The sequence below is a fragment of the Bradyrhizobium sp. USDA 10063 genome (assembly GCF_054063735.1).
This window is the reverse complement of record NZ_JBSSGP010000002.1, coordinates 1,485,208-1,498,983: the sequence shown is the minus strand read 5'-3', so window position 1 is coordinate 1,498,983 and position 13,776 is coordinate 1,485,208. Positions and strand designations below refer to the sequence as shown.

At 62.6% G+C, this 13,776-nt stretch carries 18 protein-coding genes; all 18 read left to right on the top strand.

Going from position 1 to position 13,776, the window contains the following annotated elements:
* The first annotated feature begins 2 nt into the window (after nucleotides 1-2).
* The gene (locus ACVJGD_RS09115) at nucleotides 3-1,346 is read left to right on the top strand and encodes a phage portal protein (RefSeq protein WP_456634038.1); all 1,344 of its coding nucleotides are present in this window, start codon (nucleotides 3-5) and stop codon (nucleotides 1,344-1,346) included.
* Between the two features lie 16 nt (nucleotides 1,347-1,362).
* Nucleotides 1,363-2,109: an HK97 family phage prohead protease gene (locus ACVJGD_RS09110; protein ID WP_456634037.1), complete on the top strand. Its 747-nt coding sequence runs from the start codon at nucleotides 1,363-1,365 to the stop codon at nucleotides 2,107-2,109.
* 44 nt (nucleotides 2,110-2,153) lie between these two features.
* Entirely contained in the window at nucleotides 2,154-3,575 is a 1,422-nt protein-coding gene (locus ACVJGD_RS09105) for a phage major capsid protein (RefSeq protein ID WP_456634036.1), read from the top strand.
* Nucleotides 3,576-3,605: 30 nt separating this feature from the next.
* Complete coding sequence (locus ACVJGD_RS09100) at nucleotides 3,606-4,022, top strand: hypothetical protein (protein WP_456634035.1); 417 nt, start codon at nucleotides 3,606-3,608, stop codon at nucleotides 4,020-4,022.
* On the top strand, nucleotides 4,023-4,433 hold the full coding sequence (locus tag ACVJGD_RS09095; RefSeq protein ID WP_456634034.1) for a hypothetical protein: 411 nt from the start codon (nucleotides 4,023-4,025) through the stop codon (nucleotides 4,431-4,433).
* Nucleotides 4,409-4,780, top strand: a complete 372-nt coding sequence (locus ACVJGD_RS09090) for a hypothetical protein (protein ID WP_456634033.1) — start codon at nucleotides 4,409-4,411, stop codon at nucleotides 4,778-4,780. The genes ACVJGD_RS09095 and ACVJGD_RS09090 overlap by 25 nt, the downstream gene beginning before the upstream one ends.
* A gap of 213 nt (nucleotides 4,781-4,993) precedes the next feature.
* Entirely contained in the window at nucleotides 4,994-5,704 is a 711-nt protein-coding gene (locus ACVJGD_RS09085; protein ID WP_456634032.1) for an Ig-like domain-containing protein, read from the top strand.
* Complete coding sequence (locus ACVJGD_RS09080) at nucleotides 5,698-6,429, top strand: hypothetical protein (protein WP_456634031.1); 732 nt, start codon at nucleotides 5,698-5,700, stop codon at nucleotides 6,427-6,429. Before ACVJGD_RS09085 ends, ACVJGD_RS09080 begins: the two co-directional genes overlap by 7 nt.
* A complete protein-coding gene (locus ACVJGD_RS09075; protein ID WP_456634030.1) occupies nucleotides 6,429-6,848 on the top strand; it encodes a phage head completion protein in 420 nt (139 codons plus the stop codon). Before ACVJGD_RS09080 ends, ACVJGD_RS09075 begins: the two co-directional genes overlap by 1 nt.
* Entirely contained in the window at nucleotides 6,848-7,213 is a 366-nt protein-coding gene (locus tag ACVJGD_RS09070) for a hypothetical protein (RefSeq protein WP_456634029.1), read from the top strand. Before ACVJGD_RS09075 ends, ACVJGD_RS09070 begins: the two co-directional genes overlap by 1 nt.
* The gene (locus ACVJGD_RS09065; RefSeq protein WP_456634028.1) at nucleotides 7,214-7,810 is read left to right on the top strand and encodes a hypothetical protein; all 597 of its coding nucleotides are present in this window, start codon (nucleotides 7,214-7,216) and stop codon (nucleotides 7,808-7,810) included.
* Nucleotides 7,811-7,854: 44 nt separating this feature from the next.
* Nucleotides 7,855-8,067 (top strand): hypothetical protein, encoded by a 213-nt coding sequence (locus tag ACVJGD_RS09060; RefSeq protein ID WP_456634027.1) that lies wholly within the window; start codon nucleotides 7,855-7,857, stop codon nucleotides 8,065-8,067.
* Nucleotides 8,068-8,071: 4 nt separating this feature from the next.
* Complete coding sequence (locus ACVJGD_RS09055) at nucleotides 8,072-9,589, top strand: hypothetical protein (RefSeq protein WP_456634026.1); 1,518 nt, start codon at nucleotides 8,072-8,074, stop codon at nucleotides 9,587-9,589.
* Nucleotides 9,590-9,610: 21 nt separating this feature from the next.
* A complete protein-coding gene (locus tag ACVJGD_RS09050; protein ID WP_456634025.1) occupies nucleotides 9,611-9,733 on the top strand; it encodes a hypothetical protein in 123 nt (40 codons plus the stop codon).
* Between the two features lie 6 nt (nucleotides 9,734-9,739).
* A complete protein-coding gene (locus ACVJGD_RS09045) occupies nucleotides 9,740-10,195 on the top strand; it encodes a hypothetical protein (RefSeq protein ID WP_456634024.1) in 456 nt (151 codons plus the stop codon).
* Between the two features lie 8 nt (nucleotides 10,196-10,203).
* Nucleotides 10,204-10,836: a hypothetical protein gene (locus ACVJGD_RS09040; protein ID WP_456634023.1), complete on the top strand. Its 633-nt coding sequence runs from the start codon at nucleotides 10,204-10,206 to the stop codon at nucleotides 10,834-10,836.
* Nucleotides 10,833-10,994, top strand: coding sequence for a hypothetical protein (locus tag ACVJGD_RS09035; protein WP_456634022.1), 162 nt, complete (start codon nucleotides 10,833-10,835; stop codon nucleotides 10,992-10,994). Before ACVJGD_RS09040 ends, ACVJGD_RS09035 begins: the two co-directional genes overlap by 4 nt.
* 167 nt (nucleotides 10,995-11,161) lie before the next feature.
* Nucleotides 11,162-13,771, top strand: coding sequence for a hypothetical protein (locus ACVJGD_RS09030; protein ID WP_456634021.1), 2,610 nt, complete (start codon nucleotides 11,162-11,164; stop codon nucleotides 13,769-13,771).
* The last annotated feature ends 5 nt before the right edge of the window (nucleotides 13,772-13,776 follow it).

Genomic DNA, 13,776 nt, shown 5'->3' with positions numbered 1-13,776 from the left:
CGATGAGCCTGCTCGACCTGTTCCGCAAAGCCAAGCCGGAGCGGCTGGAAACCGACGAACCGGTCTCGCCCATCCATTTCATGGGCGGGGTGCCGGTGCGGTTTCTGTCGTCGGCGGCGGTCGAGGCGGCCGACGTCGCGCAGCGCAAGAACCCGCAGCTCTACCGCATCACCAATTTCGTGGCCTCCAGCGTGCAGGCGGTGCCGTGGTTTTGCGAGCAGGATCCCAACGTCATCGCCTCGGAGCGGGCGGCGGCGACCAAGATCAAGGCCATCAATGATCTGCTCAAATCGCCCAACGACACCTTCACCAGTCAGCAATTCCAGTACTGGATCGCTCTTAACCTCATGCTCTACGCCCGCGCTCACTTCAAGGTGGGCATCGGCTCGACCGGTTCGCCCAATGGGCTCTATCCTCTCGCAGCAAAATACGTCCGCGGCGTCCTCAACAACCGCGGCACGGTCGACGCCTACGAATACGGCCTTGGCCAGGACATGACCGTGCTGCCGTCGCGGCGCGCCGCCGAGAAGCGTGGCCGCAATGAAGCCTACGGCGCCGAGATCTCGTTCCCGTCGCTGACCGGCCTGGTCGAATACAACAAGGCGCCGGCCGCGATCGAAAGCATCGCGCAGCCGATCGCCATCATCAACGCGCTGATGCAGCGGGCGCTGGACACCGCCAGCGGTCATCCCAACGTCAAGTATGTCATCACCGCCGAGAAGACCCTGACCAAGCAGCAGCGCGAAGCGCTGGCGCAGCACCTGGAGGAGGGTGGTCCTGGCGACGAGAATTCCGGCTCGGTGCTGTTCCTCTACAACACCACGGTCGTGGTGCATAAGCTCGACAACGATCTGAAGGACATCCACTCCAAGATCCCGCTCGACGACATGACCCGGCAGATTGCCGGCGTGTTCGGGGTGCCGATCGCGCTGCTCGGGCTCGGCAGCGCCGACAGCGCCAAGTACGCCTCGAACTACAACGAAAGCCGGCTCAGCTTCTGGCAGGACACCATCGCGCCCTGCTACCTGGCGCCGATCGCGGCCGGCATGACCCAGGCGATCTGCCCGCCCGGCGCGCGGGTCTCGTTCGATCTCGATGCCATTCCGGCATTGTGGGAAGGCCGCGCCAATCTCGGCGCGACGCTCAGCCGCGTCAACTTCCTGACCACCAACGAGAAGCGCGAGATCCTCGGCTTCGAGAAGACCAACGAGATCCCGGCGGTGCTGCTGTCGTCGGGGACCGGCACCTCGGCCGAGGTCGAGCCGCCCAAGCCTCCGCCGGGCGCGGCCGAGGATCCGACGCCGCTGCCGGAGAAGGCAAAGGCACAGTTGAGGACAGTGCAATGAACAGGAGACGACTGCGATGACCAAGCACTGGCAGCCAGGCGATCGCATCAATTGCGATCTCGCATTCGCAGTGGAGAGCCAGGACGATCTCGCGGACGGCTTCATCTCCGGCACCGCCTCGACGCCGTCGACCGACCTGATGGGCCATCGGGTGATGGCGCACGCGTTCGACGCCTCGATCCGGCGCAACGGTCTCAACGGCCCGAAAGGCATCAAGCTGCTGGCGCAGCACGACGTCCATAAGCCGGCCGGCATGATCAAGCGATTGGAGACCGTCGGCGAGAATCTCAAGATTGACGCCCAGCTGTTCCTCGACGTCTCCTACGTCAAGGATCTCTACACGGTCTCCAAGCAGATCGGCGGGCTCAGCTTCTCGGTCGGATTTGAGCTGGAGGAGTTTGAGTTCGTCGACCAGAAGGATGCACAGGACAACGAGTACCTCATCATCAAGCAGGGCAATCTGATCGAGGTCTCGGTCGTCACCTTCCCGGCGCAGCCGGAAGCGACGATGGATTTCATCAAGCAATTATCCCCGGATACTGTGGCCGAGTTCGAGAAGGCGCTTGTCGCCGAGCGGCTCTGTCGCAGCCGGAACGAGGCCCATGCCTGGACCGTGTTCCTGAAACGGCATGCGCCGTTGTTCCTCGGCAAGCAGCCGCCCTTGGCGGCCCCTGCCACCCAACCCGACCGTCCCTTGCTGGATGTTCAGATGTTGAAGGCCTGTCACGACCTCGCCGCCCGAGCTAATCGCGCTCTGCGCTAGCGGAAAGGTCATTTCCAAAACCACGTCCTCAAGGAAATCACACCATGAACACCCACATCCGCAAGGGGGCCTTCCTGACCAAGGAAGCGCCGCCCACCGATTCTGTTGCGGCGGAGGCGATGCTCGCCAACCTGTCCAAGGAGCTCGGCAACATCGTCACCTCGCTGGAAGCCAACAAGCATGCGACCGAGACCCACTACCGCGAGCTCACCAACCACTACAACGGCGTCAAGGCCGACAGCGACGAGATCAAGGCCACCGTGCAGAAGCACGCCGCTGAATACGCCGCCTTGGTGACCCAGCAGCAGGCGCTGCAGCAGGCGCTGGACCAGGTCAAGAAGGAGATCGACGTGCCGTTCCTGCGCGGCGGCAGCGACCTCAAGGACAGCGATGTCAAGGCGGCGATCGAGCTGCAGCGGCGCGCCTTCCTGTTCAAGGGCGGCCTCGACGAGGACTTCAAGCCGGACATGAACAACCTGGTCGATGCCTCGCAGTATCGGTCGGCGGTTCGTAAATTGATGAAGGTCGGCATCGAGTCCAAGCAGCACATCATCCGGTCGTTCACCGAGCTGGAGCACAAGGCGTTCGAGGCGGCCTCGCTCGACAGCGCGATGTTCTCGCCGGAGCTGCTCGGCATCGTGGTCGACTGCAACATCATCTGCGCCGAACTGCTCGACCTCTACAATTCGGTGACGGTCAGCAAGTCGACCTTCCTGTATCCGCAGGTGATGGACTACGGCGACATCGGCAAGTACGACTGCGACGCCAAGTGCGACGCCGAATACGGCCCCGAGGGCAACATCCAGTACAAGAACGGCAACGTCTCGGACTTCCGCGGCGTGTTCTGTCTGCAGCGCAAGGTGCTGGCGGAAGCCAATTACGACCTGTTGCAGTTCATGTACCAGGCGGCCTCGCGGAGCTACCGCATCAACCGCAATCGCGCCCTGATGGTCGGTGACGGCCACAACGAGCCGCTCGGCTGGCTGACGGCCGACTGCTTCACCAAGAACAAGACCGCCACTGCCGCCTTCAACCATGTCGACTTCCGGCTGTTCGTGGCCTCGTGCCCGGTGGAGTACGGCCCGGTCACCGTGGTGATGCACCAGAACATGTTCGCCTACCTGGCGGCCATGACCAACAGCATCGGCGAATTCGTCTATGGCGACGGGCTGATGACCTACTCGCCGGAGGATGTGCGTGAGCGGATCCGGATCTCGAACTGTCTGCCGGATCCGACCGACGGCCTGACCAAGGGCAGTACGACCAATCCGTTCACCACCGGCGACTTCCTGGTCGCGGCCGGCGCCTGGAATCTGGCCTACTACATGGTCAACAAGCGTCCGCTGTGGATCGAGCAGTGGCAGGGCCAGAGCTCGGCCTGGTGCGTCAAGTACCAGTTCGGCGCCGAGGATGGCGGCTTCACGGGCTGCTGCCCGGCGGCGCGCATCCTCACCGTTGGTCCGTAACATCCAGCAGCCCCATAGGGAGTATCTACTATGAACATCAATGTTGCGTCCCAGAACCAGGGTATCCTGGCGTGGCGAGCTGTTGCTGCGACGAACGTCAACCCGCCCATCGACATTCGTCACCACGTCAACTTCGGCATCACGTTTCAGGCGATTGATGACCTTACTGCTGATGCAGTCTTCGAAGTGCAGGCTGCGCCGGCCGATGCCGCCGATCCGTGTGCCCCCGGCGCCTTCCATCCGGTCGAGGAAGTCGTTTCCTGCATGTCGCCGTGGGGCGCTTTGCCTGCGACGAAATCGGAAGTGACGATCCCGGCCGGCACTCCGAAAGGGACCATCTGCACCGCCACCCTGCCGTGCAAGCCCGACGCCTTCATCAAGGTGATGGCGGTCAGCGGCGACACCGGCTTCCTGCACGTCGTCGTCGTGCTGGGAGGTCCGCGCTGAATGCGCGTGCCGACCGGCAGACCGATCCGGGTGGGTCCGGGCGATGAGGTCATCGTCCGGGCTCACCTGACCACCGCCACTCTCGGGCGGCTGTACGTGTTTGCCAAAGAACGTTCCGAGGAGTCATTCTCGCCCTATGTGCCGCATATCGCGGCGCTGGCGGTCGGCGATGCGCCGTCGATGCGGCAACCGATGTCGATGCGGCTGGTGGCCGAGCGGCCCTCGAAGCAGATCTCGTTCGTCGCCGACATCGACGGCTTCGTCTGCGTGATGCAGGAGGTCGACACCGCGGCGGATCCGCTCGCCCGAGTGAGGCTGACGCGAACGATCTGTCCGGATCTGTCCTGGTGGGAGCGGATGTTGCGCCGCATAGATGGGTTGCTGGCATGGCCGACAGTGAAGTTCTCGTAATCGCGGAAGGCAAGCGGCCGGAGACCGCGGATGGTCGCGTCGGCTGCGTGATGCTGGTCGTCAGCGGCGAGACCGTTGACGACGAGGGCAACCCCATCAAGTTCTTCGACTACCGGCCGGGCTTCTTCCAGGACATCATCCAGGTCCGCTGGGACCGGGACACCATGCAGGTCGTACTGCCGCCTAACGTGTCGGACTATCTGCTCCGCAGCGGCTATGCGCGGCTGATGACCAGCAAGGAAGCCCGCAGCTACAACAAAGCATTGCAGGAGACGGAGCAAGCGACGGACGCGCCGTCACCTGCACCGGAAGCACCGTCGCGCAAACCGAAGGAGAAGCAATCATGATCAAGGTCAAGTGCAGCAACGCCTGTAAACAGAATGTCGCGCAGACGCTCGCAGCGCCGCCATGCTTCGCGTGTCCTCCCAACCCCTGACATGAGCGCTTCCAGTGTCCGTAATGCCCCCAGCCCCAGGACACTGGCGAGGCCCGGGAGTGTTGCTAGCGCCTGCTCCCTAACTGCTCCCGGGCACTTTTTCCTTTAACCGAGGACCGCCTCCATGTTGCATTTCACCGTCGATGATCAGCAGGTGACGAACGGCGGCTGTGTCAAATGCTGCTGCGAGAAGCTGTCGCTCAAGCCGGGCACCATCAGCAAGGTCAGCGTCGGCTACGCGCCATGGGCGGTCCCCATCGGGCAACTGCACTGCCCGCCGCAGTTCGTGATCGAGCCGCTGCAGACATGCCCGGTGCCGGTCGGCGGCAACCTGCCGCCGCAGCCGCAGGCCGATCTGGTGAGGTTCGATACGCCCGTCAACGTGCACCTCGATGGTGATCTCAACATTCAAGTGAGCGACCCGGAAACCGACCCGCTGACCTTCAAGCTATTGCCGCTGTACGGACCCAAGCACGGCAAGCTGGTGCTCGATCCTGCCGGCCTGTTCGCTTACGACCCGGTCTTCAACTACCAGGGCGAGGATCGGTTCTTCTGCTCGGTCAGCGACGGCGTCAACCCGCCTGTCGTGTTCGAGGCCGTGATCGCCGTCGGCATCGCCAGCGCCACCTTGAGCCCGACGCCGCATGTCAGCATCGACCATGACGGCGTCACCGTCGACCAGCGCTATTTCACGGTGTCATTTCCGGTCAAGGTGTCGCCGGCGGCGCAGCTTTGCGAGGTGTGGCGGCTGACGGTGCTGCAGGGCGCGCTGGACTGCGACTGCACCTGCTATCAGCGCACCGACTGCTTCGATATCGGGATCGTCAAATGCTGACGGCGACGTCGGGTGAGCGGCACGCGCAGGCCGAGCCGCCGTTCGAGCCGGACCAGGTCACCAAATTCGACTGGTCCAGGCGGCTGTCGCTCGACCTCATTCGCCAGCACACCAAGACCGACGACGTGCCCGGCGTAACCGACGACCAGCTCGATCTCTATCGGGCGTCTTCGGTGGAGTCGGCGGAATTCTATACCGGGATGCTGCTGGCGGGGCAGCGCACGGTGGTCGAGGCAATCCAGTCGCCGCCACGGCATGAGCGGCAATCGATCTGGCCGTCGTTGCATCCGGGCAAGCTGACCTACCGGTTTCGGCTCCAATACCCCGTCGCCGACGGCATGGTGTACCTCTATGGCGGCGCTCCCGGAAACAACATGGCGTTTCCGGTGCCACCCGGCACGCGCGCGATCCGGATACCGATCCGCACCGGCCTGCTCGATCTGTCGAACTGCTGCGATCCCTGCGCGACGCACTATCTCAACCGCGGCATGATGGCGGCCTACAAGGCCGGTTTCGCCTGCGTCGATGACGTGCCGGCCGGGATCATCGTCGGCTGCCTGCAATACATCGCCTGGATCATCGAGCACCCCGGCGACGAATTGCTGACCCAGCGCAATCGCAAGGACAATTCCACCAAGATCGGCGGCGTGTCCGGCTCCAACAATATCGCCATGGTGTCGGGCGCGCTGGAAAGCTGGCGCCTCTACGACAATGAGGCGATCTAGTGCAGCTCGACACCAAAATCTCTGACCTGCGCAACCGGGTGTCGCTGTGCACCATGCACGACGTGGTGGAGCAGGGCGGCGTCATGACCTTGTCGCGAACGTCAATCGCCTCGGTCTGGGCCGCGATCTATGCGCAGCCGCATCTGCAGTCGTTCATCTCGCCCTATGGCTACGCCATCCAGGAAAAGGCCGAACGTCCGACCCATCTGATCACGGTGCGCTACAAGGTCGATCTGGACTTCACCTCGGCGGCCTGGGTCTACGAGGAACGCCGCAAGTCGCCGCCGCGCTGGTACAAGGTGCTGGGCTTCTATGACAACGAAAACTGGATTGTGATCCACGCCCATCTGGTGCAGCGCTCGGAACAGGCGTCGCCGCCGCAGAGCAACAGGCTGGCGGCAGACGCGTCGCAGATCTGATGGACATCACGCTCGAATTCACGCCGTGGCGTCCGTTCTACGCCCGCAAGAACGATGCCGAGATCCAGAGCTGGCTGCAGCGCGTGGCCAAGGCGTCTGAGCAAGCGTTCAAAGGCGGCATGGGCAATTATCCGCCGGCGTCGGCGCCAGGCGCCTGGCCCAACATCCGCACTGGCCGGCTCAAGGGCTCGATCCGCACTGAAGTCACCAACGACTCCATGACCATCGGCAGCAACATGCCCTATTCGATCTATCTGCGGAACGGCACGTCGCGAATGGCGCGTCGGAAGATGAGTGATGACGCGCTCAAGGAGGGCATGAGCGCCGGACGGCTGGGTCACTGGGTTGAGTGGTCGAGGCAGTAGATGGACGCCCGAACTCCCACCGAAGAGAAACGCTTTCTGCCCGCGGTGGCCGAAGCGATCGCCGAGTGGTTCTACCCCGAACTGGAAAATCCGAATGGTGGTCCGCCGCGTTCGGTCGCAGTCAGCGATATCGACATCACCAAGGAGAACATCCCGACTTTGCCGCTGGTGCTGGTGGCGTTCACACAGTCGATTGGCCATCAATTGCTGCGCAGCCGCAGTTCGGAATTCGAGATCACCGACAGCTTCATCGTCGAGTTCTGGATGCCGCCGACCAGGGTCAAGACCTTGAGGGGCAAGGAGACGCCGTACTGGAATTACTATCCCTACGAGTTCATCCGCGACAAGCTGATCGCCGGATTCATTGACTGGCAGGGTCCACGCGGCGAGCGCGTCGCCTATCGCGGTCTCCATGTCGAGGCGGATCCGCTGGCGGCGCGGCTGACCTTTACCTTCGTCGCCACCTTTGAGTGGTGCGTGGCCCCGCACGATATCGGCATTCCGATCGACAAGATCGGTTTCCGGCTGTGCACGCCACAAGCCTGCATTCCGGATCCGACCTGTCCTGAACAAGAGCAAGACGAATGCCATCCGTGACTATGAAATATCCGACTGCCGCTGCAACCAAAGGGAGGGCCGATATGGCCATGATCTACGTGCGAGCTCGCCCTGGCCGGCGGGCCTATTACGAGGGACGGGTGATCCCGCATGACCAGTTCATTCCGGTGATCGAGGATCCGTATATCCGGCGCCTGATCACTGTCTGGGACGATCTGGAAGTCGAGGGCGCCAAGCCGAAAGCCAAACCTTCTCAGCAACCCCCGGCGCCGCAGCCGGCCAAGGCAAAGGAGTAGTAGCATGTCGATTGACAGCCTGCGGTCCGGTGCGATCCGGATTTGTTTCGATCCTTCCCTGAACGCCTATCCGAACAAGTGCCGCATCCTGATCGAAGGACAGATGCTGGATAGCGGCACGGCGGTGGATGGCGAGCTGATCAAGATCCCGTCGCTGCGCGAGATCGATGTGTTGTTCGGCGAGGGCTCGGTGATCTACAACGGTCTGGTCACCGGGTTTGGCTGCTGTCCGAACCAGGCCATGGAGTTCTATGCCTTGCCGCACAAGGACGCCAGCGTCGGCGCCACCGACAAGGCGGCCTATACGCTGACCTTTACCGGTCCGGCGACTTCCGACGGCCGGATTGATCTGTTCATGGGCGATGGTCGTTGGAACACCTCGACCCGGATCACCGAAGGCATGACCGCCGACGACATCGCCACCGCGGTGGCTGCGTCGATCCGCGCCGAAACCGGGTTTCCGTTCGATATCACCACGACGGTCGGGGGCATCTTCTTGACCGCCAAGAACGGTGGCACCGTCGGCAACTGTCTCAACCCACTCTATAACTGGCACCAGAGGCGGGATTACGCACCGGCCGGCGTCACCATGACGGTCGATCAGACGGGAATTGGGACTCAATCGGCGTTCACGCCGCCGGACTATAACGCCATTCTCGGCGAGTGCTGCTATTGCTGCATCGGCATGCTCTATGATGATCCGGCATGGCAGGATGCGATGATCGCCTACATCGCGTCAGCGTGGTCCTGCGACAAGCCGCAGTGCTTCGGCCATGGCTATACCTACAACTCCGGCACGCTCGGTCAGATCATGTCTTGCGACACCAACTCGGCCGAGGTGTCGCGGATGGCCCATTGCTGCGATGATCCGGTCCTCGGCTATCTCAAGGTTGCCGCCTACGCCGCGCAGAGCTGCTGCTCGACGGTCGACAACCCGGAAATGTCGATCCAGGGGCCGGACTTCGGCGTGCTGGGTTGCGTCAAGCAGCCGGAATCCTGCTTCCAGTGCTTCAGCTTTGACGAGCAGCAATTGTTGGAGGCCAACGGCTTCGTGGTCACGGTGCCGCTGGGCGGTGGCACCGGGAGCCTGACGTCTCCCATGATCGTCAACGACATCACCAACAACCGCTACGATAACGAGGGTCGCCTCAACGCCACCTGGTGGAACGTCAACAGCCGGCGGCTGGCGGCGGCCACCGCGGACGCGATGGCGATCCACCTCGGGCATACGCTGGGGCTCGGGCTGTTCACCAAGAACACCGCGATCCCGCGTGGCATCCGCGGCACCAATCCCAAGCTGATCCTGGGCAATCTGCGGGCGTGGGCCAAATCGAACATCGGCATCCTGTTCTCCGAGTTCGACGACATCGACCGCGACATCCAGCTCAAGACCGACTTCGAGGTGGCGCCGAAATGCCAGGGCATTCCCGGCAAGCTGTGGGTCGACTTCGTCTATCGGCCGCCGGTCCGCATCTCCAACATCATCATCAACGCCAAGCCGGCGCTGTTGACCAATTGCTGATCACCCTTCGGAGTAGCTCACATGAACAACGGTAACGGCAACGATCATCCCGCACCAACTCCCGAACCTGCTCCTCCGCCGCCACCTCCGCCGCCTGAGCCGGAGAAGGAAGAGGGATCGGAACAAGAGGCCGAGAAGGAGTAGTCGAACATGACCTGCGAGAACCAAGTAGGCGTGAAGAACATCCTCATCACGTTCAAGGACTGCGACACCGACGCCGTCTACGGGCCGATTTCACATCTGCTCTCCAGCGAGGATCTGCCGACGTGGCGGCTCTGTCCGTACAACAACGATCCGCTGCCGCATGGTTATGTCAAGCGTCAGCCGACCAACCCGGAGGTCGAGATCAAGGTGATCAGGGATCTTCGGATTCCCCTCAGTATGTATCAGGGCTGTAGCGACGTGACGCTGCAGGTCGAATACTACAACGGGTTGGTCTACAGCGCGGCCAAGGGCACCGGCACCGGCGACGAGAAGAGCGACACCCACGAGGTTTCGATGACGATCTCATTCAAGGAGATCGACGAAATGTTGCCGAACGGGCTGCTGGAATCCACGCCCGCGGTGATCACGCCGACCTTCGCACCGACCGCGGCGGTGGCATGAGGTGACCCATGGCCGACAAAGCAGTCAACGGGGCCAAGCTGGAAAAGATTCCGATCAAATTCCAGCTTCGGGATCACGTGATCGACGGCGCCGTGATCCGGCCGATGTCGTTTCAGAACTTCGCCGACTACATCAGCGAAGCGAATGCGATGAAAGGGGCCAAGACGTTTGAAGCCAGGTTGCGCCGCGTTCGTCTGTCCAAGCAGATCGCCTACTACATCAATGGCACGATTGTGCCGGTTGCGGTGGATGATGTGCTGCAGCTGCCGATACCGGAAGCACGCAAGCTGCTCGACAAGATCGATGACAACGAAGGCCAACCAGGCAAGATCATCCGCGACGGCGACGGCATCGACAAGGCAATCACTTATGAGCTTGGTACGCCGATCCCGGTCGGTGCCGACAAGCCTCCGATCAGCGAGCTGGAGTTTCATGCCCGAACCTACGGTGATGTCGAAGACATCATGGCAGCGCCGGACGGGATCCAGCAGACCATGCAACTGATTTCCACCATCGCCAAGCCGCTCGGCACGTCACTGATACAACTGCCGTCGTGGGCAATTAATCTGATCACGGTCACCGATGGCATTGTCATATCGCGCGATGTCCTGCCGCGTTTTCTCGGGTCGCCGGACGAATGATCGAGCGCGTCGAGGAGTATCGCTATTACTCGGCGTCGGCTGGCGACGTGCGCCCGCTCACCATCAGGTTGCTGGTGTTGCGCATTAACAGTTTCCTTAAGGTCCACCGGCAAGAGATGCGCAACCGCATTCTGCTGGCCGGAGGCAAGCCCTCCTGATGGCCAGCTTCACCGAAACCGCGACGCTTGCCGTCGTCGACAAATCCAGCGCGCAGATCAAGGAGATCAACAAGGCGCTCCAGGCGCTGTTTCGCACCAGCAAGAAGCTGAAGGACGTTTCGGCCAAGCTCGACATCAAGACCAGCGGCCTCGCGCAAGCCGGCAAGATGATCGGCAAGACCGCGCAGGACATGAAGTCGCTGCAGAACATGGCCGCCAACCTGAAGGTCAAGATCGACACCTCGCAGGCGAAGCGTCAGATCGCCGACCTGAAGCAACAGGCGCGGCAGGCCGCGGCCGGCGGCGGCGTATCGCCGCGGGATTACGAGCCTCGGCGTCGGCGGCGGCGTGGCCTTGGAGGAGGAGGAGGCGGCGGCGGTGGCGACGACGAGGATCAGTTGTTTCCCCGTCGTGGTCGTGGCTTTGGTCGCGGTGCGATCGGTGCGGTCGCGCAGGGTCTGTCGTCCGGCTTCGGGCTCGGGATTCCGCTGGGCGGACCGCCAGGACTGGTGGCGCTGGAAGCTGCCGCCTACGCGGCGGCAGCGGCGCTCAAGAAAGTAGCTGAAAGCGCCGAGCAACGCGACCGCGCCAGATTGCAGGCTGCGGTTGGCGCCACGCCAGAGCAGCGCCGGATTCTGGAAGCGGACATGGCCAACAGGGCCAAGGATCGCGGTCCGCTGCCGTTGAGCGACACCAAGCGGCTTGAACTGCAGACCAGTCTGCTGGGCGATGTTACCGGTGCAACCGCTGGCGACCGTGCCCGTGCCGCCGTCAACATCGCGGATTACATCGAGAAGGAAGTGATCCCGCGACAGTTCGCGCTGCGTCCCGGCGCATCTTTCGAGGAGGTCCAGGAAGGGGCGCGCAAACTGGTTCAGGCGATGAACCTGGCGTCGACCGACATTGTCAACGAGACCGACAAGTTCGATCTGCAAGGCAGGTTGATCGGTCGAAAAGGCGAGATGTCGGCGGAAGGCAAGCGCGTCGCGGAAGCCATCCAGCTGGCGCAGGCCGCCGATCCGGACCTGGCACCGCAACTGATCAAGACGACGCTCGCCAATATGAAGTCGAGCGCGTTGCGGATGGACACGGTGGCAATCGCCAAGACGCTGATGTCTGCCGGTTCGCGCGGCGTGCGCGCCGCCAACGAGATGTATCGTGCGCAGGAAGCCTTCACCGGCACGGTTGACGTCAAGAAATTCAACAACAAGCTGCGCGATCTGGGCCTGCTGCTGGGTACCACGTCCGACGCCAAGGGCAATGTCAAGGCCGGTTCCGGTCGCGCGATCGATGCCGAAACGTTGCAGCGTAACCCCTTCGAGTGGCTCGATACGCATTTCCGGCCCAAGATGGAAGCCGACCTGACAAAACAGGCGGACAAGCGAGCCGAGGCGGCAAGGAAAGCGGGCAAGTCGGAGGAGGAGGTCGCGAAGCAACGCGAGGTCACGCAAGCCGACCGGGTGGAGTTTATTTCGCGCTTCATGGCCGGCATGTCGGGCGCGGCCAAGCAGGGCGTTACCGATGCCCTGCTCGGCAACGAGCAGGCCAATCAGCAGCTGCAGCAGGCGCAGGATGCGCTTCTGAAAAACAATATGCCCAAGGCGATGGAGGCGTCGTGGGTCGCGCAACTGCAGAAGGTCAAGACCCAGTTGGAGAATCAGGCAGCGGCGCTAGGTGAATCCGCCTCCGCCGCGATGGACATTCCCAACAAGCTCAAACTGCTTTCGCAGGCGATTGCAGATCCGAAGGGAGACGCGGCCAAAACGCTGGCAAAAGGCGCACTGGATTCCATCATTACCATAAACAAGATGCCGGAGATGGACCTGGCTGCCAGGGCGTTGCAGGGGGCTGGTGCCACTCTGACGGAGGCGGCGTACAGGTTAATGGGCAAGGAGCCGCCGGCCAAGCCTGGTACGCCGGAGGCCGCGACCGACGCTGATGTTGCGGAAGTGAAATCGCTGGAGCAACAGTCGGCGGATATCGAGAAAAGGAAAGCCGCCGAAAGGGATATCATCAAAAAGACAAGAGATGACAGCCTGCGGGCGAGAGCCGAACAGGCATTAATCGATTACGACAGAAAACAGACCGAACTCGCACAGAAGGCCGAAGCGGCGAGGGCGCGGATCAGGAAGCGGCAGCAGGACGAGCTGGCGAAGGCGGCGGCGGAGCGCGACATCTCGGACCAGGATCCGATCGTGGTGTCTGAAACCGCCAACGCAAAGGCCAGAACAGAGGCCGAAAAAAGAGTGATGGAGCAGCGCCAAGCGGCGGCCAAAAAAGATGCGGCGATGTACGCGCGGGAGAATAAGCGATTAAGCAAGCTTACGCCTGCGCAGATCGAGGCAGAAAAAGAGCGGCATCGTAAGAAAAAGGGCACCGGCGCGACCGTCGAGGAGGGTCCGCCGGAACCGCCGCTCAAACCGGAAGGGCCGGAGAAACCGATACCGGAGCCAGTGCCCAATATCATGGAGATGATTCAGAAAGCCGCCGAGTTGAACGACGGCGCGGCGACCAAGATGACCGACGCAGCGCCGGCGCTGCAGGCGACCGCCGCCAGCTTCACGACCGCGTTCGACAGCGCGCCGGAGAAAATCGGCCGCGGCGGCAGCGTGGCGATCGAGAATATGCAGTCAGGGGCCGGTGGGGTTGGCTCGGCGATTGCGGCGGCGTTCATCGCCCAGGCGTCGGGTCTCAGGATTGGCGTCGATGTTTCCGGCGTTACGCAGGCCAAGGGTGCCGACACCGGCAGCCAGAAGGCGTCCACACAGGCTGCGTGAGACAC